A 19,468-nucleotide genomic window follows, 5' to 3' on the forward strand; every position below is an offset into this window, starting at 1 on the left:
GGAGAATCATAATGGCTGAAAATATCGTCTGGCATGAACAATCACTGACAAAAGAAGAACGCCGCACAAAAAGCGGGCACCATAGCTCAGTTCTTTGGTTTACTGGTCTGTCTGGTTCCGGCAAATCGACTGTTGCGAATGCAGCGGCACGCCGCTTGTTTGATCTTGGTGTGAACACGTACGTCCTCGATGGGGATAATGTTCGCCACGGTTTAAATAAAGATCTTGGTTTTTCCGATGAAGCACGTAAAGAAAACATTCGCCGTATCGGTGAAGTAGCCAAGTTATTTGTAGACAGCGGTCAGCTCGTCTTTACTGCGTTCATCTCGCCATTCCGTGAAGATCGCGATACCGTTCGTGCTCTTCTTGAAGAAGGCGAATTTATTGAAGTATTTGTTGAATGTCCAATTGAAAAATGCGAAGAGCGTGATCCAAAAGGATTATATAAAAAAGCACGAGCAGGTGAAATCCCTGAATTTACAGGTATTACATCTCCTTATGAAGCACCAGATAAGCCAGAACTTGTGTTAAATACTGACCAGTATACTATTGATGAGTGTGTAGATCAGCTTGTTGATTATTTAAAGAGTCATAACTGGTTGTAAAGAGAGTCTTACCATTCTTCTTGATTATGAAGAAATTATGTTGTATGAAAAAACGTATCCGTTCGGAGAGTAGGCTTCAAATGACCTGCTCGACGGATACGAAATAGAGAAGATCGAACGCACAATGAACGGGGAGGTGGCACGATGGGCAAAATTTGGCTTGTCGGTGCAGGACCGGGTGATCCGGATCTAATTACAGTAAAAGGTTTAAATTCAATTAAGCAAGCTGACGTCATTTTGTATGACCGTTTAATCAGCATGGAACTGCTCGATCATGCAAAAACAGGAACCGAGCTCATTTTTTGCGGAAAACTGCCGGACCGTCATTTTGTTCAACAAGAAAACATTAACGAACTTCTTGTTAAACATGCTAAAGAAGGCAAGCAAGTCGTCCGTTTAAAAGGCGGCGATCCGTACGTCTTTGGGCGCGGTGGTGAAGAAGCAGCGTATGCTGCCCATCACGGCATTGAATTTGAAGTAATCCCTGGTATTACTTCTGGTATTGCGGCTCCTGCCTATGCCGGTATCCCCGTTACGCACCGCGATCACGGCGCATCGTTTGCTATTGTAACCGGCCACCGAAAGACAGGTGCGGATGAAGAAATGAAATGGGCTTCACTTGCTAAAGGAATCGATACAATAGCCATTTACATGGGGGTTAAAAATCTTCCTTACATTCAAGAACAGCTTATCAAGCATGGCAAACCGACAGAAACACCTGCTGCCCTTATTCACTGGGGAACGACAGCGAAGCAACAAACAGTCACAGGCACACTCGCAAACATTTATGATGTGGCTCAAAAAGAAGGCATTACGAATCCAAGTATGATCATTGTCGGAGAAGTCGTAAAAATGCGCGATCAACTACACTGGTTTGAAGAAAAAAATGGGGTTTTGGCACAAGGAGGCCGTGAACAATGAGAGCAATCCTCTACATTTGTCATGGTACTCGCATAAAAGAAGGAGCTAAACAAGCAGCAGCCTTTATTGAAGAAACAATGCCGCTTGTTGATGCTCAAATACAAGAAATTTGTTATTTAGAGCTTTCAGAACCATCGATTGCAGACGGCTTAGCAAAATGCGTACAAAAAGGGGCCACAGAAATCATTGCCATGCCGTTTCTTCTCTTAACAGCAGGTCATGCAAAAAAAGACATTCCCGAAGAACTTAAACAAGCAGCACAGCACTACCCTAATCTGATGATTCGTTACGGACGCCCGCTCGGTGTGCATGAACATATTGTTGATGTACTAATTGATCGAATGAAAGAAGCGGCACCTTTTCAGGAGGATGCATGTGTATTACTCGTTGGACGTGGAAGCAGTGATCCCGAAACGAAACAGGACTTCGACCAAATAAGTTGTCTTTTTAAAGAAAAAACCAAGTTATCCGATGTACATATCGGATATTTAGCGGCCTGTGAACCAACGTTTGAAGATGCTTTGTATAAATTAGCTGCAACGAAGTCAAGACAGCTTTTTATCGTCCCATACTTGCTATTTACAGGCATTTTAACAAAAACAATGGATCGTGAAGTGAGGAAACTCCAAACAGAGGCAGAGGTGTATTTATGCCGCCATATCGGCTATGACCCAATGCTTGGTCAAATACTGGCACAGCGTGTTGAAGAAGCATTTTATGAGGTACCGTTATGTTTCCAATCATGATTGACCTTACTGATCAAAAGATTGTAATTGCAGGAGGCGGACCGATCGCGCTTCATAAAATCGAAAACCTGCTTCGTTTCGGTATTTGTGCACATATTGTTAGTCCTGAAATTCATCCATCGATTGAACAGCTTGCCGCTAATGAAAAAGTTATTTTACATCGAAAAAAAGTGGAATGGAGCGATTTAAAAGATGCTTTTTTAATCATGCTTGTAACAGATGATAAAGAAGCGAATGAACGAATGGCGACCCTTGCCAAAAAACATGGAAAGCTCGTCGTACACGCAGAACACAATGACCTTGGAAATGCCCAGATTCCAGCCGTACTCATTCGCGGCAAACTCATGATCAGCGTCTCAACAGGAGGCGCAAGTCCCACTTTATCGAAAAACATCCGCAATCATCTCGAAGATCAATTTGATGAACGATATGAGGAGTATCTTGATTTTTTATATGAGACAAGACAGTATATTAAAAAACATGTTGACAGCCGCCATGAACGCCGGATATGGCTGAAAAAAGCAGCAGATTTACATTATCTCGATCACCCGGAAGAGCGGGATCGGTACATAGCAGAACTGACATCTGCTTATCCCGATTTGTAGACAACAGGAGGAACAGTTATGGAACGTTTTTTAATTCTTGCACTCGTCGGACTAGCTGCTCAGCTCGTTGACGGGTCACTCGGAATGGGCTATGGCCTCACATCAACTACATTATTGCTCTCAGCAGGTATTGCACCAGCCATTGCCTCTGCTTCTGTCCATATGGCAGAAGTTGTGACAACCGCTGCATCCGGCATGAGCCATCGACGTTTTGGCAACGTAGATAAAGCGATGCTGAAAAAATTAATTATCCCTGGCTCAATCGGCGCATTTGCCGGTGCCACTTTTTTAAGCAATTTAACGGGAAATAACGTACGGCTTTACGTTTCCTCTTTTCTTCTTTGTCTTGGCCTCTACATTTTGGCGCGGTTTTTATTTTTGCAGGACGCCCGTAAACAAAATCCGAAACCGCTGACGAACCGTTTTTACGTTCCACTCGGCTTTGTAGGTGGATTTTTCGATGCAAGTGGCGGAGGAGGATGGGGACCGATCGCTACGCCCGCTCTTTTGTCTCAAAAAGGAATGGAGCCGCGTATGGTGATTGGCACGGTTGCAGCAAGCGAATTTGCTGTTGCAGCATCTGCGACAATTGGCTTTATGATTTCTTTAGGGCCATCACAGATCAATTGGCTCTGGGCAGGAGCGATCATGCTTGGCGGTATTATCGCGGCCCCATTTGCAGCCTGGATCGTTAAAAGCTTACCGACACGCGTTTTAGCCGTTATCGTCAGCGGGATGCTAATCATGACAAATTTAAATGCGATCTTAAATTACACAAGCATTTCTGCTTCAGCAGAGAAGTTCATTTTTATCGTGCTTATCGTTATTTGGATTCCACTTACTGGTTACATGATTCAAAAAGAACGTAAAACAAAAATAGGTAAACAAATAACGATAAAAACAAAAGAGAAAACATCCTATTAATGGATGTTTTAGCCTGCAGACAAAGTCTTCATTTTGAAGTCGATGTCTGCAGGCTTTTTTGTATGAACCATATACTTATGGAAGCCATTGCATTTAAAAACACGGACATTTTCCAGTCGATCACTTTCCGCCTTCTACAGCTTATCGTAATTATTGGTTTATTAATTTTAGTTTAACAACCAATTAATACCACGTTAATAATGTTGTTTTATATTGTTTATGGTAGTAAATGTTTAATGAAAGCAGAAAAACAAAGTAAATCAACATCATTGTAAGAGGAGGAGAAAAAGTGGTGAAGAAAAATGTTCTTAAAAAAGTGGTGCTTTCATCTTTATGTGTGGCAACTGTGCTTCCTGGATTAGGACTTCAAGATTATTCAGCTAGGAATGTACTCGCTTCGGATCTAGTGTCTTATCAGAACAGTGAACTAGAAAATGTTATAGGAAAATATTCATTTGAAGGCAATGCTATGGATCTATCTGGTTCGAATCATCATGGTACTGTCTCGGGAAACATTTCTTTTATCGATGGTTTAAATGGAAAAGCTGCGAGCTTTAACGGAGGGAATGTCTCTCTACCAAAAGAAGATTTTTCTTTTGGTTCAACCGAAGATTTCAGCGTTTCATTTTGGATTAAAGCAAGTCTTACAGATGATGATGTAATCATTTCCAACAAAGACTGGACATCCGGTAATAATCGAGGTTGGTTGATTGGAATTGAAAAAGATTACTTACTTTGGAATTGGAGAGGTTCCAATGCTGGCCGTTTAGACTTGAAAAATCAAAAGAAAATAAAAGTTGCTGATAACAGATGGCATCATATAGTGGTGACGCATGACCGCGATGGTAAAGCAAAATTTTATAAAGACGGGGTATTGGAACATGAGATTGATATTAACGGTAAAGGTGATATTAACACAGGATTAGATAATAATATTGGTGCTGACGGTAAAGGTAAATATGGATTAAGAAACGGCATGTTAGATGAAATGTCTATTACACAGGGAGTAATCACTCCAGAACAAGTTCAAAACCTTTACAATGCGCATAAAGATGCTGCTATTCCACAATTAAAGGAAGAATTTTATGGGAAACTTGACTTTGTGGGAGCTGAACATACCGTAAAGGGTTCTGAGTTTAATGTAAATCTTCATCTTAGAACAAACAATATGTCTGATGGAGTAGAAAAAATCAAAACCGATATTCAATTTGATGAAGATAAATTTGAGTTTGTATCAGGTCCAAGTGGAGTCACTTCAGATTCTGAAAAACCGGGTCTATTACATATAGATGTAGCCGGTAGCAAAAATTTCAATGATACAAATACGATAGATTATCAAAATACAAAAATTGCGGAACTTCGTTTTAAAACGAAAGTCGATCAAGGCCAGGGAACTTTCAAAGTCCAAAACAGTCATTTTTATGAGTATGGCCAAGAATATAAAATTGGTCAATTAGAATCAAAAAATCATTCAATTACGATCCATCCTAAGAAAGAAATTGATACAAACAAAGATGGTCTTATAACAATTAGTGATTTGCTTGGTGACGAATTAACTGAAAAAATGAAAAAACAAATAGCCGAACAAGCAGAAGTGAAGCCTTATAAGCACGTAGTATTTATTGGTATTGATGGAGCGGGTGTTGGCGTGCACAAGGAAGCACCTTACTTCAGTAATAGTAATGCGAAAATGGAGCCAGTTGGCGACCGATTAAATGTGCCTGCATTGCGTTCAATTATTGAATCTGGAGCAGTTTCCTATAGTGCTCAATCCGTTCTTCCTAGCTCATCTTCTCCCAACTGGGGGGCTATGTTAACAGGAGTAGGTTATGATAAACATCATATTGATAACAGTGATAGCGGCAAGTGGTATTATCCTGAAAATACGGAGTATCCAACTATCTTTAAAAAAATCCGTGAACAAATGCCAGAACGTAAACTAGCAGCTTTTTCCAATTGGAAAAATATAACTGCCGGTCATGTAGAGCCTTCATTAGGAGTGGAAACAGGGAATGGAAATGACGCTCAAATAACTCAAAAGATTAAGGGATATATAGAAAGTGACAAAATGAAAGATACGGCTCTTTTATACTTACAGTTAGATGAATTAGATGGCGTTGGACATAATATTGGATTTTATTCACCAGCATTTTATAATAAAATTACTTTAATTGACCAACAAATAAAAACGATTGTAGATGCCCTTGATAAACAAAACTTGCGTGATGACACTTTGATTGTTGTATCAACAGACCATGGTGGCGGAACAGAACAACCTGATGGTACTTATATAAATCAAGGTAGTCATGGTCAAGATTCCAAATTAGCGAGAACGGTATTCTTTGCTGCAAATGGAAGAACAGTAGCAAGAGCTGAAGATGGCGAGAAAATTCTAAATGGAGGATCTACAAGAGACGCAGCTATAACTGTTTTAGAAGGACTAGGTTTAGCTGACACTAAAATTGGTGATTCCAAACTTTGGGAAGGTATGTTTGCTGAACAAAACGAACTTGCCGATGCGGAAGCACCTACCCTATCATTGGCTGATCAATCAAAAGGTAATTCAAAAAATATTGTACATTATGATGTATTGTTAAAAAATCAAAAGCAAGATACAAAGGCTCTTGATATAAAAATACCTTTAAAAAATATTAAATTGAAAAAAGTAAACGCTATTCAACCAGGAGTAAAAATTCTCTCTCAAGAAATGAATGATGGTATGTTGCATCTTATCATTGAAGCGGAGAGGGGAGTTAGAGAAGATCAGGCAATCGTGAAAGTTCATACGGAAAAGCATATGCAAAAAGAAAGTTTGACCATTAGCGAAGCGATGATTGCAACATCCAGAGGAAATGAAGTAATGCCAAACTTAAAATAAGAATCAAGAGATGAATCGCTAAATGATTACTCTAAAGCCAAACTTTATTTATCTCGGATTGAGTCCTGTATTGTACAGGACTCAATTCCTTTAGTTTTCCCTTCATTCCCTTATGGTTGTAATACTCAATATAATTTTCTAATTCTCTGATGAAATGCTCCTTTATCGGCGTTTTTACCAAATAAGTTAAACTCCAACCGTAAGTCACTTCCTTCTTTCATTAATATCCCCACTGTCTAAATGGAAAGTGGATTGCAGAACAAAGGTTTTTTCATAATTATGAAGAATATTACACTTATGCTGTTGATTACTCCTCTAATAATCCATATTTACCTGACATTGTAAATAATAATTATATTTCCTTTATTAAGAAATTTATATAATTGAAATTATATGTATTTCCTTACACTTTTATTTAGTAATTGTTAAAGTGTTTAGTTTTTGTATTGGAAAAACAACGATCCTTTTTTAATTCTAGTTAGAAAGGAGCCGATATTAAATGAAAAAACAGGAACTGAAAGTTGGAATCCTATTTTCACTAACAGGTACAACAAGTATTACCGAACGAGGACAGTATCAAGCCAGCCTATTAGCCATTCGCCATATTAACGATAGTGGAGGAATCAATGGAAAAACTCTTGTTCCAATGGTGGAAGATGCCGCTTCCGATCCTGATATCGCTTACCAGAAAGCTGAAAAACTCATCGTTTCCGACCAAGTAACGGCTATTATCGGTTGTTACACCGCTGCCTGTAGAAAAAAGCTCATTCCGATTTTGGAAAGGTATAACATTCTTTTGTTCTATCCCACTATAAATGAAGGTGGGGAGCAGCATCCCAATATCTTTTATTCCAATTCGTCGCCGAATCAACAGCTATTGGATTTTATTCCTTGGCTCATCCAAAATGTTGGAAAGTCCTTTTACCTTCTTGGATCCGATTATATTTACCCTCGGGAGATAAACCGATATGTTCGGCTCTTGGTTCAATTCCATGGGGGATCAATATGTGGAGAAGAATATGTAGCATTAGGGAACCAAATTTTTGATAATCAAATCAGTGAAATTCGCAGAATGAACCCGGATATCATTTTCTCGACATTAGTCGGCGACAGTACCATCAGCTATTACCAGCAACATGATAAGCAAGGACTCCATCAGGCTATTGCTAGCAATGTTACGGCCGAAACAGAAATTGAAGCAATTGTCCCTAATGATACAGCTGAATATTATTCCTGTTTTTCCTACTTCAATTCTATTGAAAATGCCAATAACAAGAGATTCCTTACAGAATTCAAGCGAATTTATGGTACTGATACCGTCAGTTCGGTAATGGAGTGTACTTATAATAGCGTTTTCTTATTAGCAGAAGCCTTGAAGAAAATCAATACAGTTTCTACTGATTCCATACGTAGCGCTTTGTCTGGACTATCTTTTGAAGCTCCGCAAGGGAAAATCATGGTCGATAGTTTAAATCAACACGTATGGCTAAATTCACGAATTGGAAAGGTTAATGAATCCGGAAAGTTTACAATTTTATGGGAATCAGAGGATCTCATTGAACCTATTCCATTTTTAGAGCACGCATTATCAGACGAGATAAAATATTCCGGCGGTAGCAGTAACACCCAGTATATAGAGTCCAAAATTACACGGCATCTATCTCACCTATCCGGGCTGAAAAAAGCTTTAGCGGGGATACCTTACCCATTCGCTTACTTTGATGAGGACGGTGTTTTGCTAGAAATCTTCAACCATGATTCCTCCATTATGATTCCCTCGTTCCTTCGAGAATTGCATCCCGGAGACACTGTCGATAGGGGGGCTTTAGATAAGACTGGAATCGGTCGCGCGCTCAAGAAGGATTCATTTTCCTATGAAGTGACGGATGAAAGAGACCGGAAATATAACATTACGTATGTTATGGCTGGTTTCCCAATTAAGGGAAATTTGAAGGATCGTAAAGGTGTTTTAGGAGTATTTATTCCAAACGAAGACTTGGTATCTACTAAACTTTTACTTACAAGTATTGAGAGTATCGTCTATCTATGTGCCGATTTAGCCGATAGCAAAGAAGAACAGCTTACCATAACAGATGCGCTTAATGGTATAACTGATCATCCATCAGAGAGCCTGTTTATTATAAAAGAAGGGAATATCCGATTTCAAAACCAAATGGCCATTGAATTATGGAAACGTAAACGTCATCTGGTCAACTCTGTTCTGCAGGAACTTTCGTCAGAGCGTGAAGAGAATATGGAAAATGGTGATCGTATTATAAGGCGTGAAGATGCAGATGAAAGTTATGAGATTAAAGTGAGCTATACAAATTGCATGCACTTCATTTATTTCAAAGCCCTCCCACAGCAATTGTCCCGTTTTTCCTTGAAGGTGAGGAGTAGTTTAACGACGAATGATTTAATCGGCTCAAGCGAATTGTTTTTGAAAACAATTGAACTGGCTCGTTCTGCTTCGCAAATACAAGCCAATACCCTCTTACTGGGGGAAAGTGGAACAGGTAAAGAGATGTTTGCACGTGTCATTCATAACGAAAGTTCGCGAAAAGATAAACCGTTCGTAGCAGTAAACTGCGGAGCTATATCTAAAGAACTCATCAATTCGGAGTTGTTCGGATATGTGGAAGGAGCGTTCACAGGAGCTAAAAAAGGAGGCAGCCCAGGCAAATTTGAAATTGCAAATGGAGGTACGCTTTTTCTTGATGAAATAGGGGAGATGCCTCTCGAACTTCAGACAACATTATTGAGAGTATTGCAGGAGAAGGAAGTCGTACGAGTCGGCGGTCATAAACCCATTCCATTGGATGTACGTATTATTGCTGCAACGAACAAAGATCTATTTCAGGAAATTGCCTTTAATGGTTCTTTTCGGAGCGACTTGTATTACCGCTTGAATGTTTTTACAATCGAACTAACTCCACTACGCGAGAGACCGGAAGATATTGCTAAATTGAGCAACCATTATTTAGAAGAATTTAGTACCCTAACAGGACAAAAAAAGGAACTGACTGAGGATACCCTCACGTTGATGCTAAAATACAATTGGCCCGGAAACATAAGAGAACTGTGCAATATCATAGAAAGAGCATTTTACTTATCGGCGAAATCCTCCATTATTACGCCAGAGCACTTGCCCCAAGTAATTGTTCGTGATTTCCAAACTATCAAAGTAAAAAGTGTGGAACATGACTCTATCCTTACTATAAATAGCATTAATGACATTAAACATATGAGTGATGAAAACGAACGGAAGTTTTACATTCGAATGCTAATGAACCATAAGGGCAATATTTCTAAAACTGCTCAACATCTAGGCATTTCTCGTACAACCTTATACCATAAACTTAAAGAGTATCGTATTCAAACCGGAAGAGGTAAGTGACTTTACGTAAAGAAGTATGGAGATCTAACAACAAAATGTACGTTTTTCTTGTTAGATCTCCAAAAATAGCATACGGTATAATTAATTCACAATCTTGATCTGTTAAAAAAAGGAAGGTGTATCCTGGAATTTGGAGATTTCTTGTATGTTGTTAGTGTTGAATTATGAAGAGGAAATCGCGTTTGATGACTGGGATTATCATCATTTGTAAGAACAACTATTGGATGATAAATATCCACAACTAGATACGGGATTTAATGCTGAGGATGAATGAAGTAATTTTTTTCTCGCTCGCGGTGTGTAATTGTATATAACAGGCTGATACTACTATTTTCAAAAATATCCAGGAAGAATATTATTTTATATAGGTAACAAGAATACACATAGATGGATTCCAGACTGACAACAAAAAAGCCAAACTAGATAAATATGTGTATTAAAAAAATATTTTTTCTCAATAATAAAAGTTTTCTTAACTAATGAGATATTCCTTTATAACTATTGATAATAAATATTATGTTAACTTCAAACAAACATAAGAGCATCAAGGGATCCAGACTTCAAGTACCCATAAGATATCATATTGTCCCCTTCTTTTGCTTAAGTTAACTATAATCTTCAGGGTCCTTCCTCATAAGTGGACTAAATTACATAATTCATGGTATCGAACTTAATTCTTAGGGATCGACCGTATAAAATCCAGGAGGTCTGATAATTATGAATTACGTTCAAGCCTCGGATGATTTTCTCTTTTATTTAGAGATTGAGAAAAATTACTCCGTGAATACTCTTAATAGCTATGCATTCGATTTAAAACTTTTCGGCGAATTCTTAGAGGAAAATCATCGTTCATTGAATTTAGACGATATTACATCTTCAAGTGTGCGCCGTTTTGTACAAGATCAAGTCATCAATCACAACATCAAGCCAAGAACCTTGCAACGACGTATATCATGTTTAAAATCTTTTTGCCAATATTGTTTAAAGGAAAATCTTATGCAGTTAGATTTTACAGCTGGTATTGTATCACCTAAAGCTGATAAAAAGTTGCCAAAATACATGACCATTCAGGAGTTAGCCAAATTATTTACCTATTTAGAAAAAGATTCAGGGCCTTTTGCTCTAAGAAACGAGTTAATGTTTAAATTATTGGCTACAACAGGAATGAGACGGCAAGAATTAGTGGACTTGACCTGGGAACAAATTGATTTAGATAATCAAACGATACTTGTTAGGGGTAAAGGAAAAAAAGAGCGTCTCCTTCCCCTTCATCCGATTGTTTTACCCGTATTTGAAAAATACAAACAGACATTAACTGAACAGCAAAACCATTATAGTGAGCCTATTTTTTATAATAAAAACTATAAAATGTTAGGCTCTGGTGGCCTTCATAAGATATTTAAGGAAACATTAGATCGAGCTGGTCTACCGTCACACCGATTTACATTGCATCATTTAAGGCATACTTTTGCTACCTTAATGCTGCAAAACAATAAGGATAAAGTGGATTTGAGAACATTACAAGAATTATTAGGACACGAAAGTCTCGCTACAACTAGTATGTATACTCATGTCGACTTTGAACAAAAGAAAAAAGCGATAAATAGTTTTTTATTTGATTAAATAATCACAAAAGCAAAGTCCTCTAGGATCCACCGAAGACTTTGCTTTTGTGTAGTTGCAAAATAGATCGCTAATAAATATGGCCGATTCATTCCGCTTCTAATAATTATTATTAGGACTGTAATATTCAAGCATTATCTTTTCTAGTAATTTGGGATTTGACTTAGAAAGTTGCAATATAAACTCTTCGGAATAAGGCAAACCTACCTGAACTGTGTCCGTTTTTTGTTTTGATATTTTTTCGAGATCAGGAGCAGGAAGTTTTTCTTTCTCTTCAAGAAGACTATCCTCTAGCTCTGACTCAAAAATTGTTAATGCATCTTTTAACTCCTTTATTTTTCGTTCATTGCGTCTGAGGTAAAATTGTACATTATCTGTTGTCCTGTGACCTAGCAAATATTTGATGGTCTCAATCGATAGTCCTCTTTCATCCAAAATTGTTGCAATGGTATAGCGAAAACCATGAGGGGTCACCCTCTTCTCTCCATCCCATTTTAAATACTCGTTTACCTTGTTGACCAATGCATTCAGCTGCTTGTTCTTAAGCGGATATCCTTTTATGCCATAACAAAGAGGGTCATTTTCTACCAGATTCTTTTTTTCCACATAAGTATGTAACTCATTTAAAAGATTTAATGGCAACGGCAACACCTGGTACTTGTTTTTAGAGTTTTTAGCTTGTACATCGTATACGAGAAGTCCCTCCTCCCATACAATGTTTTTTACCTTCAAATGGGTAATTGCCTGGTTACGTAAGCCCGTAAACAAAAGTAATTTGATTGGAACACCAATATAAATGCCGTATTCTTTCAAACCCTCTATTGCTCTGTATACCTTTTTTAAGTCTGTCATATCCATTGCTCGGCTATGAGCTTCTGAATGCTCTCCAGGGACACTGGATGCTTTAAAAGCATTTGTTTGTATTGTCCCTAATTCTTTGTAAAACGCATAAAGAGATGAGAGTGCCGCAACTCGCCTCATAATTGTTTTATATGCAACACCAGCATTCGTTTGTTCCACAATCCATTTGTGAACCAAGGTCAAGTGTTGACCACTTTCCAAATTCGGTTCCAACCCTTGTGTTATAAGATAAGCCTCGAACAGTTTTACATCATATTGATAACTGTCAAAAGTACTGCTAGACCAGTAACGGTGTTCTTTCATAAATAACAATGCCTGTGACAATACCGTTCGTCCATTAATAATATCTTCGATTGAATGTAAATCAATTTTCGATGTCATGATAAATTACTTCTCCTTTCACGGCGGTATAATCTATATAGAACTATATAAGCATGCTCTGATTTAAATGTTATCAGGGATATAATTTGCAATGAAAAGAACTAAACACTCATAATTTTGTTATTTATACAAAACCCCTCTAGAAAGGGATCTATTTAAATTTCAAGTTAACCTTAGGTTAAATGCAAGCCTCAGAAAATATAAAAAGAGTCGCCTGTATAGACCACTCCTAATCACATTATTTTCTATATTTTGTATGGGATGACTTATTTGTATTAACTTCTTTATTAATCACGTTTTTTAATGCGTCCATTGTAAACCCACAATTCTTGGCGCGATTAACTGACCGTAAGAATAAAACCAGATCTTCCCCGTCATCTTGGTTTTCTATTAAAGAATTGGTTTTTCGAAGCATCGTTATTACAGTTTGCCCCTCTGTTTTTTTTATTAACAAGTATATGTATTTTAAAATTTCTTCTATGCCATTAGAACTCCCAATAAGTTCATTGATTATTTTTATCAGACTTCTATTTATTACAATTGGTTCTTCATAGTCAATATTATTTGATTCTAAATGCGCTTTGTAGACAGCTTGGGTGCCATCCAGTAAATCACCTGGTTCAATCCCTATCCTTGGATCATTCATAAGTATTACAATATCCTCAAGGTTTAAAGATGTAGATTTATTAGGCTTAGGATTAAGCACTTTTGATATTGCAGCATCACTTGTATCAAAAGCAGTCTTTAATACTTTTGTATTGATACCCTTCCTTTCCATAATTCTTATCAGATTATTTCTCAACTTTTTCTTTAGTTTCATTTGTAGTTCTTTATCTTGCATAGTGCGGAAGGCTTTTACGTGTTTATGTGGATCTCTTTTTTTCATTGAATATACTTTAGTTTCAGGATTATTTTCAGTATTTACCTTGTAATGTTTAGGCTTGAGATCATTTTTATGTAAAATTTTATGGAGTTGCTCTTTTTCAATATAAAGTTTCACTCTCAGTTTTTCTAAGGTTTCCAGTAAAGATTTATCTATATGTACCATACCGTTGTTTTTCTTCATGTTTCACCTCTTTGTATATTATGCTAGGTAAAAACTTGAAATTTTAAACATCGGTATTGTTAATCTCACTAAAAAGGACCGTCTTTTTGACGATCCTTTTTTCACTAACGTATCCGTTGCTTTAAATACAATTATTCACAAACTTATTATAATTGACGCTACAAAGACTTAGTTATTTTTGATGAATAACCTGTGTTGACTAAGGTTAGATCTTTGCTTTAATGAATTTCGTCAACATTAGATGTACAGTAAATAAAAGTTATTACGAAATACCTATAACACTAAGCAGCCACGATTAGGAAAATTTTTTTAACAAACTCTTATGAGTTGAAATATTTCTCCCTTATACTTAACATCGTCGGCATGGATAAAATTTCTTCAAGTTCTTCCTTACCTATAAAGACCACTTTGAAAGGTATATAATAATCCAAACCGTTTAACGACTCTAACCAGTCATTAAAATCATTTGTTACTTTTCTGTTTGTCATAAGCAAAAAGTAATCAGGTTTGTGCATCAGAACTTTTACTAATTCCTCGTAGATATCCTTGGTTGATAGATTACTATAATTGTTTGAATATTTACACTGAAGAACCCATGAGTTAGAGTAATTTGTAGAAATAGGTATCCAACTATGCGCTTCAATTAAGAATGTAGCATCTCTCCCCCTGTCAGTACCTTTGCCAATAGCTCCAAAGTTCTTGGCTCCCCATTTAAGAACAATTTCTTGGCACATGCTTTCAAATGCATCAGCCTGAGTAGCCTTATCCCCACCCTTGCATCCAGGAGGGATTAAAATGTTCGGCCAATCTAATGCTTCAAGCTTTTTATGAAAATCGTCATAGGCAGTCTTATCAACTTTAGTGATTACTGAAACGGATGGGTCTATTCTTTGAGTCAGTTTATCTGAAACCTTCTCAAGTTCTAAATTCTTTATCTCAACTTTCAAATAGGAATCATCGTCTCCAACAATTGACCTAATGGTATAATTGCCTCGATTGATTTGCTTATATGATAAGTTCTTAATTATTAAATCTATTTGGTTATCATCTTTAACAGGAGAGTGTATTTGATATCTACGCATTGTATCAAGGAAAGGCATCGATATTTTTATTTGTCCTTTTGATACAAACTCACCCTTTTCGTTGTAAAGCTTACATGGTTCACCGCTAAATTTTTGGATATTCCCTAGCAAATGGTCATTATTTAACTTGGTCATGGTCACATATTCCCCCGAACAATAGGATCTTTATTCGGATTGATTGTTAGTATCCACTCTATAACATCTTTCACGCTATATTGTGAATCTTTATTAATGGGAATAAGATTAAATAAAATAGTTCTTATTATAATTTTACAAAAAACCATAAAGCGCTCATTTATTTGCATTTTTAGAGGTATAAAACCTTTTCTATCGGCAATATAGAAGAATTCATGAAAGTCCTCTATAAGCCAACGCCTCATTTCTCCATAAGTGACATCATTCTTATCATAATTCGTTCCTGCGACAATGATTGCACAACTAGTCGAAAGCTCCTGGATGTCATGAGTCTGAAATAGAATTTTAAAAATTTCTGATTGGTACTGCATTTTCTCTTCCACATCATCAGTCTTACATATCTTTATATAACAGTTAATAGCCTTTATAACTAAATCCCTTTCAAGACTGTGAACTTCAAAGAAATTATTGGTAAATTTTAAAAGATCAATCTCAAGGTCGTCTATGTTTTTAGGATCTGCTATCCCTGGGGACAACATGCGTCCCATGGTCCAGCTTTTAGTATCATGGTTAAAAATCAAGTATGGATCAACAATTTCATAATTTATCTGGTCTTCCCTCGATATGAAATGAAAAAGAAAATTTAAAAGGTTTTTTAACTTTTCCCTTGCAACGTGATAAGCTTGATCGGTATCTGACACTGCACATTGAACATCGTCCACTATAAACCAGGTTGTATTTTCAAGACCACCATTGTCCAAAAATAATCTTTTTGCACCCTCGTTTGGATACAACTCATATTGCCAACTTTTAAACATCTCATTAGACATGACGGTAATAAACGGATTTAATTTAGAATTAAGAAAATTTTCGTCGGTTTTAATATTTTTTACACATAAGGCAACACTAAAATTATTCTTTTGAAGGTATTCCTCATGAAGTTGATTTATCAATTTCGTCTTCTCTACATTTTCAATCCCTTGAAAAGCAGACTGTATTAATTCAGTAAAGTTATCCTCTTTGAAAATAAAAGCCAGAAGGATCTTCTTAATTGAATCGACAGGCAACGGAAAATGATGAAATTCTAAATCTTCAACGTCATTGCCAACCTTTAATGTTAAAAAGTTCTTCTCTAACTCCTCTTTAAACGTTCTAGTCCATCCAACAAGAAGATTATCTACTTTTCCTCTTTCTAGTTCTTTAATATAAGAGCTCCACATGAGTTCCTTAATTCGTTCACTGATTGATGCTTCTTCCAGTTTACGTTTAATCTCAAATACAAGCTTATTCCCTTCTTCTTCCGTTTTTCCTAGCCTAAAATCATTAAGGAATCCATTAAGGAGCTCATTTTCAAGCCGATGGTAAATGGAATTCTTATCATTATCATCCAGACAATGAAGATTGTCTGCCATTATTTTGTCATATAGATAAAGTTCAAAACCTTCTTTCAATTTAAAGACAAATTTATTTAAAGCTTTAATGGTATATGATCTATTTTTCAACCTGCTAGCTACTATATTTCTTGCCCTGTATAATAAAAAATAAGGCGGACGATCAAAATTACCATCTTCAAATATCTTCAGTTCCTTCATCTGCTTTTCTAGAGAATCTCTAGAATTTTTATCTTTCTTTCCTACGTATTCTTCAAATGACATTAAATCTGTTACCTTTTCTTTCTGCTCCTCGTTTTTCGAATGATTAAAAGGCACCCTTAAATAATCTTCTAATTTTATTGTTAATAGAATGTCTAGTATCTCCAAACCAGTTTTTCTGTCAAGTTCAATTGGGAAAACATTAGATGGTTTTAATATCTTTCTTAAAAAATCTCTTTCACGTTCATCATATGTAAGCGGGGAAGCATGGAATACAAAACTCTCCAGGATTGAATTTTCAAATTCAGTAATAAATTTGTTTGTAAAAATTTTAAATTGAGTATCTATATCCTCATTGAATCTAAGCGAAGCAAAATTAAAGGAGCTAATTTTCTTATACAATTCCCCATCCCCTTCCTAAAAAATGGTGCAAACAATTTCATTATAGCATTATAAATATTTACAATGCTATGTATTACTTGTCCCACTAAACTGACCAGTTAGTTTAATACATTCTTTCACAGTCCTGCCCGTAGAGTAACCATTTTGTGAATATCATAAGGTACTTTACAAAAATGCGATACTGTTAACAGTGCATTCCTTCACTTTTAGTTATCGGCATATATCAATACTACTCCATTAGGAATAGCGCGATAGTAACATCCCCTTACCTTTCCTTCTTTAGCTTCATTGCTTTAGATATTGAATTATAAGTGTAAGGAAGTAAGTGTGGTGATTACTCATAAATAAGTCGTTTTGTTTACTTCAGATATTTACTATTCTTATCAAACATTTTATTACCCTACAATTTTAATGCGATTTAAAATGTATAGTATTTTTAGTTCTGGGCATTTATTAGAGTATCGACCTTGTCTACAATGAACTTTTGATCTGAATTGAAATGTATTGTTTGTAGAATGCAAAGGATGAACTATCGCAGCAGCAGAAGATTATATAATAGAAAGGGGCAAAACAAATTGAAAGAATGGCGCTCTCAAGATCTCTCATATGACGAACATCCGTATAATTTTTATATTGCCTACTTTTCAAAGTGTTTCCATCTCGATCAGGCGCTTACAAGATATCTCTTCTCACTCGGCTATACTAAACGAAAAGAAATCGTAGAGTTTTTGTATCCATCTTTGGATCAATTACATGATCCATTTTTATTGAAGGATATGCATAAAGCCATTACTCGAATTGAACAAGCACTCGATCGAAAAGAAAAAGTAATGATTTTCGGGGATTATGATGGCGATGGCCAAACAGCTACTTCCCTTTTATACAGAGCATTAAAAAAATTAGAGGCAAATGTTGAATTTCTTATTCCACTACGATCAGAAGGTTATGGATTAAAACCAACTGCTTTAGATAACTGTTCAATGAAGGATGTATCCTTAATTATTACAGTAGATAATGGAACATCGGCTCATGCTGCTCTTAAAAAAGCTCATAAGATGGGAATAGATGTGATTGTGACTGATCATCATGAAATTTTACAAGGCCATCCAAATTGTTATGCCTTTGTGAACCCTAAACGCGATGATAACGATTATCCATTTAAATTTCTTGCAGGTGTAGGTGTTGCTTTGAAATTAGTTCAAGCTCTGTTCAAAACCTTTTATGGAACGGATTGGGAGCAATATATATGGGATTATTTAGACCTTGCAGCCATCGGGACCGTAACCGACATGATGCCTCTAAAAGGAGAAAACAGAGCGATTGTAGCATTAGGTATTCGGATGATGAATGAACAGCCAAAACCTATTATTAAGAAGTTGGTAAAAAAACTACCCTACAAAGATGTCGATACGACTACCATCGGTTTTGGAATTGGTCCCGTTCTAAATGCTTGCGGAAGGATATCGGATCCGAATATCTCCACACGGTTTTTATGCGAGGGTGATCTATCAAGAGAAGATCTAGAGAACCTTATTACCGTTAACAACACTCGTAAAGTTATGACCGCAGAACATTTTGTGAAAGCTGAGCACTTAATTGAAGAACAAGGTTTGACTAACGACAATGTAATTGTGATTCAAGGAGATTTCCATGAGGGGATCATTGGACTATTGGCATCCCGTATCTCAGAAAAGTACTTGAAACCCGCGATTGTGATAAATGAGTCAGGCAAAGGTTCTGCCCGTAGTGTACAAAATACAAACTTTTCTATTGTAAAGGTAATTCTTGATTGTTCAAGCTATTTAATCAGCTTCGGTGGACACCAGGCCGCTGCTGGGCTATCCATTACACTCTCTAAAGTAGATGGTTTTAGAAAAGCAATTCAGCTAGCTGCTCAGATGCAGGACCAAGTAATACCAGAAGTACAATATCAATTCGAAATCCCTCTTATGTTTTTTCCCGATGAGATGATTCATCAATTTGATCGCTTGGAGCCGTATGGAATGGGAAATAACAAACCAATCTTTTATACAAAGACATGGTTTGATTCTTGTTTTCCTTTGGGCCCGAGTAGAGAACATTTCGTATTAAAAGCTTTTGGTAAAACAGTTTGGGCTTTTCGTTTTAATGAACAAATCATAAAACCTCAAAAGCTAAGAAAAATTTTATACACGGTAAACTCTTCAAAGAAACGAGATTTTTTACTATTGGATATAAAAACTTAACAAGATGTTTTGCTTTCCTCCTTAC

At 36.5% G+C, this 19,468-nt stretch carries 13 protein-coding genes and 1 pseudogene; 9 read left to right on the top strand and 5 right to left on the bottom strand.

What is annotated here, in order from left to right:
- Positions 1–11: 11 nt before the first annotated feature.
- From cysC to BLL40_RS08025, 6 genes are all read left to right on the top strand, one after another.
- Entirely contained in the window at positions 12–605 is a 594-nt protein-coding gene (gene cysC, locus BLL40_RS08000) for an adenylyl-sulfate kinase (RefSeq protein WP_073711397.1), read from the top strand.
- A gap of 144 nt (positions 606–749) precedes the next feature.
- Positions 750–1,526 carry a uroporphyrinogen-III C-methyltransferase gene (cobA, locus tag BLL40_RS08005; protein ID WP_073711398.1) on the top strand — a complete coding sequence of 259 codons (777 nt, stop codon included), beginning with the start codon at positions 750–752 and terminating at the stop codon, positions 1,524–1,526.
- Positions 1,523–2,272 carry a sirohydrochlorin chelatase gene (locus BLL40_RS08010; RefSeq protein ID WP_073711399.1) on the top strand — a complete coding sequence of 250 codons (750 nt, stop codon included), beginning with the start codon at positions 1,523–1,525 and terminating at the stop codon, positions 2,270–2,272. Before cobA ends, BLL40_RS08010 begins: the two co-directional genes overlap by 4 nt.
- Complete coding sequence (locus tag BLL40_RS08015; protein WP_073711400.1) at positions 2,257–2,877, top strand: NAD(P)-dependent oxidoreductase; 621 nt, start codon at positions 2,257–2,259, stop codon at positions 2,875–2,877. The genes BLL40_RS08010 and BLL40_RS08015 overlap by 16 nt, the downstream gene beginning before the upstream one ends.
- An 18-nt stretch (positions 2,878–2,895) precedes the next feature.
- Positions 2,896–3,801, top strand: coding sequence for a sulfite exporter TauE/SafE family protein (locus tag BLL40_RS08020; RefSeq protein ID WP_073711401.1), 906 nt, complete (start codon positions 2,896–2,898; stop codon positions 3,799–3,801).
- A gap of 289 nt (positions 3,802–4,090) precedes the next feature.
- Positions 4,091–6,679, top strand: coding sequence for a LamG-like jellyroll fold domain-containing protein (locus tag BLL40_RS08025; protein WP_073711402.1), 2,589 nt, complete (start codon positions 4,091–4,093; stop codon positions 6,677–6,679).
- A 31-nt stretch (positions 6,680–6,710) separates the two neighbouring features.
- On the opposite strand, the pseudogene BLL40_RS08030 reads toward BLL40_RS08025, so the two are convergent.
- A pseudogene (locus BLL40_RS08030) lies at positions 6,711–6,839 on the bottom strand (IS3 family transposase); the annotation flags it as partial.
- Between the two features lie 339 nt (positions 6,840–7,178).
- On the opposite strand from BLL40_RS08030, the gene BLL40_RS08035 reads away from it, so the two are divergent.
- Both BLL40_RS08035 and BLL40_RS08040 read left to right on the top strand, forming a co-directional pair.
- Positions 7,179–10,076 (top strand): transporter substrate-binding protein, encoded by a 2,898-nt coding sequence (locus BLL40_RS08035; RefSeq protein WP_073711403.1) that lies wholly within the window; start codon positions 7,179–7,181, stop codon positions 10,074–10,076.
- Between the two features lie 717 nt (positions 10,077–10,793).
- Positions 10,794–11,699: a tyrosine-type recombinase/integrase gene (locus BLL40_RS08040; RefSeq protein ID WP_073711404.1), complete on the top strand. Its 906-nt coding sequence runs from the start codon at positions 10,794–10,796 to the stop codon at positions 11,697–11,699.
- A gap of 99 nt (positions 11,700–11,798) precedes the next feature.
- On the opposite strand, the gene BLL40_RS08045 is transcribed toward BLL40_RS08040, so the two are convergent.
- The 4 genes from BLL40_RS08045 to BLL40_RS08060 form a co-directional block, all read right to left on the bottom strand.
- A complete protein-coding gene (locus tag BLL40_RS08045; RefSeq protein WP_073711405.1) occupies positions 11,799–12,941 on the bottom strand; it encodes a tyrosine-type recombinase/integrase in 1,143 nt (380 codons plus the stop codon).
- Positions 12,942–13,179: 238 nt separating this feature from the next.
- Positions 13,180–14,007 carry a hypothetical protein gene (locus tag BLL40_RS08050; RefSeq protein ID WP_073711406.1) on the bottom strand — a complete coding sequence of 276 codons (828 nt, stop codon included), beginning with the start codon at positions 14,005–14,007 and terminating at the stop codon, positions 13,180–13,182.
- Positions 14,008–14,327: 320 nt separating this feature from the next.
- Positions 14,328–15,224, bottom strand: a complete 897-nt coding sequence (locus BLL40_RS08055) for a hypothetical protein (RefSeq protein WP_073711407.1) — start codon at positions 15,222–15,224, stop codon at positions 14,328–14,330.
- A gap of 2 nt (positions 15,225–15,226) precedes the next feature.
- Positions 15,227–17,218: a hypothetical protein gene (locus BLL40_RS08060; protein ID WP_073711408.1), complete on the bottom strand. Its 1,992-nt coding sequence runs from the start codon at positions 17,216–17,218 to the stop codon at positions 15,227–15,229.
- A gap of 575 nt (positions 17,219–17,793) precedes the next feature.
- Between BLL40_RS08060 and recJ the strand changes: the two genes are divergently transcribed.
- Complete coding sequence (gene recJ / locus BLL40_RS08065) at positions 17,794–19,443, top strand: single-stranded-DNA-specific exonuclease RecJ (RefSeq protein WP_159434208.1); 1,650 nt, start codon at positions 17,794–17,796, stop codon at positions 19,441–19,443.
- The last annotated feature ends 25 nt before the right edge of the window (positions 19,444–19,468 follow it).

Origin of the sequence: Domibacillus mangrovi (assembly GCF_001906925.1) — a bacterium.
Classification (GTDB): Bacteria; Bacillota; Bacilli; order Bacillales; family Domibacillaceae; genus Domibacillus; species Domibacillus mangrovi.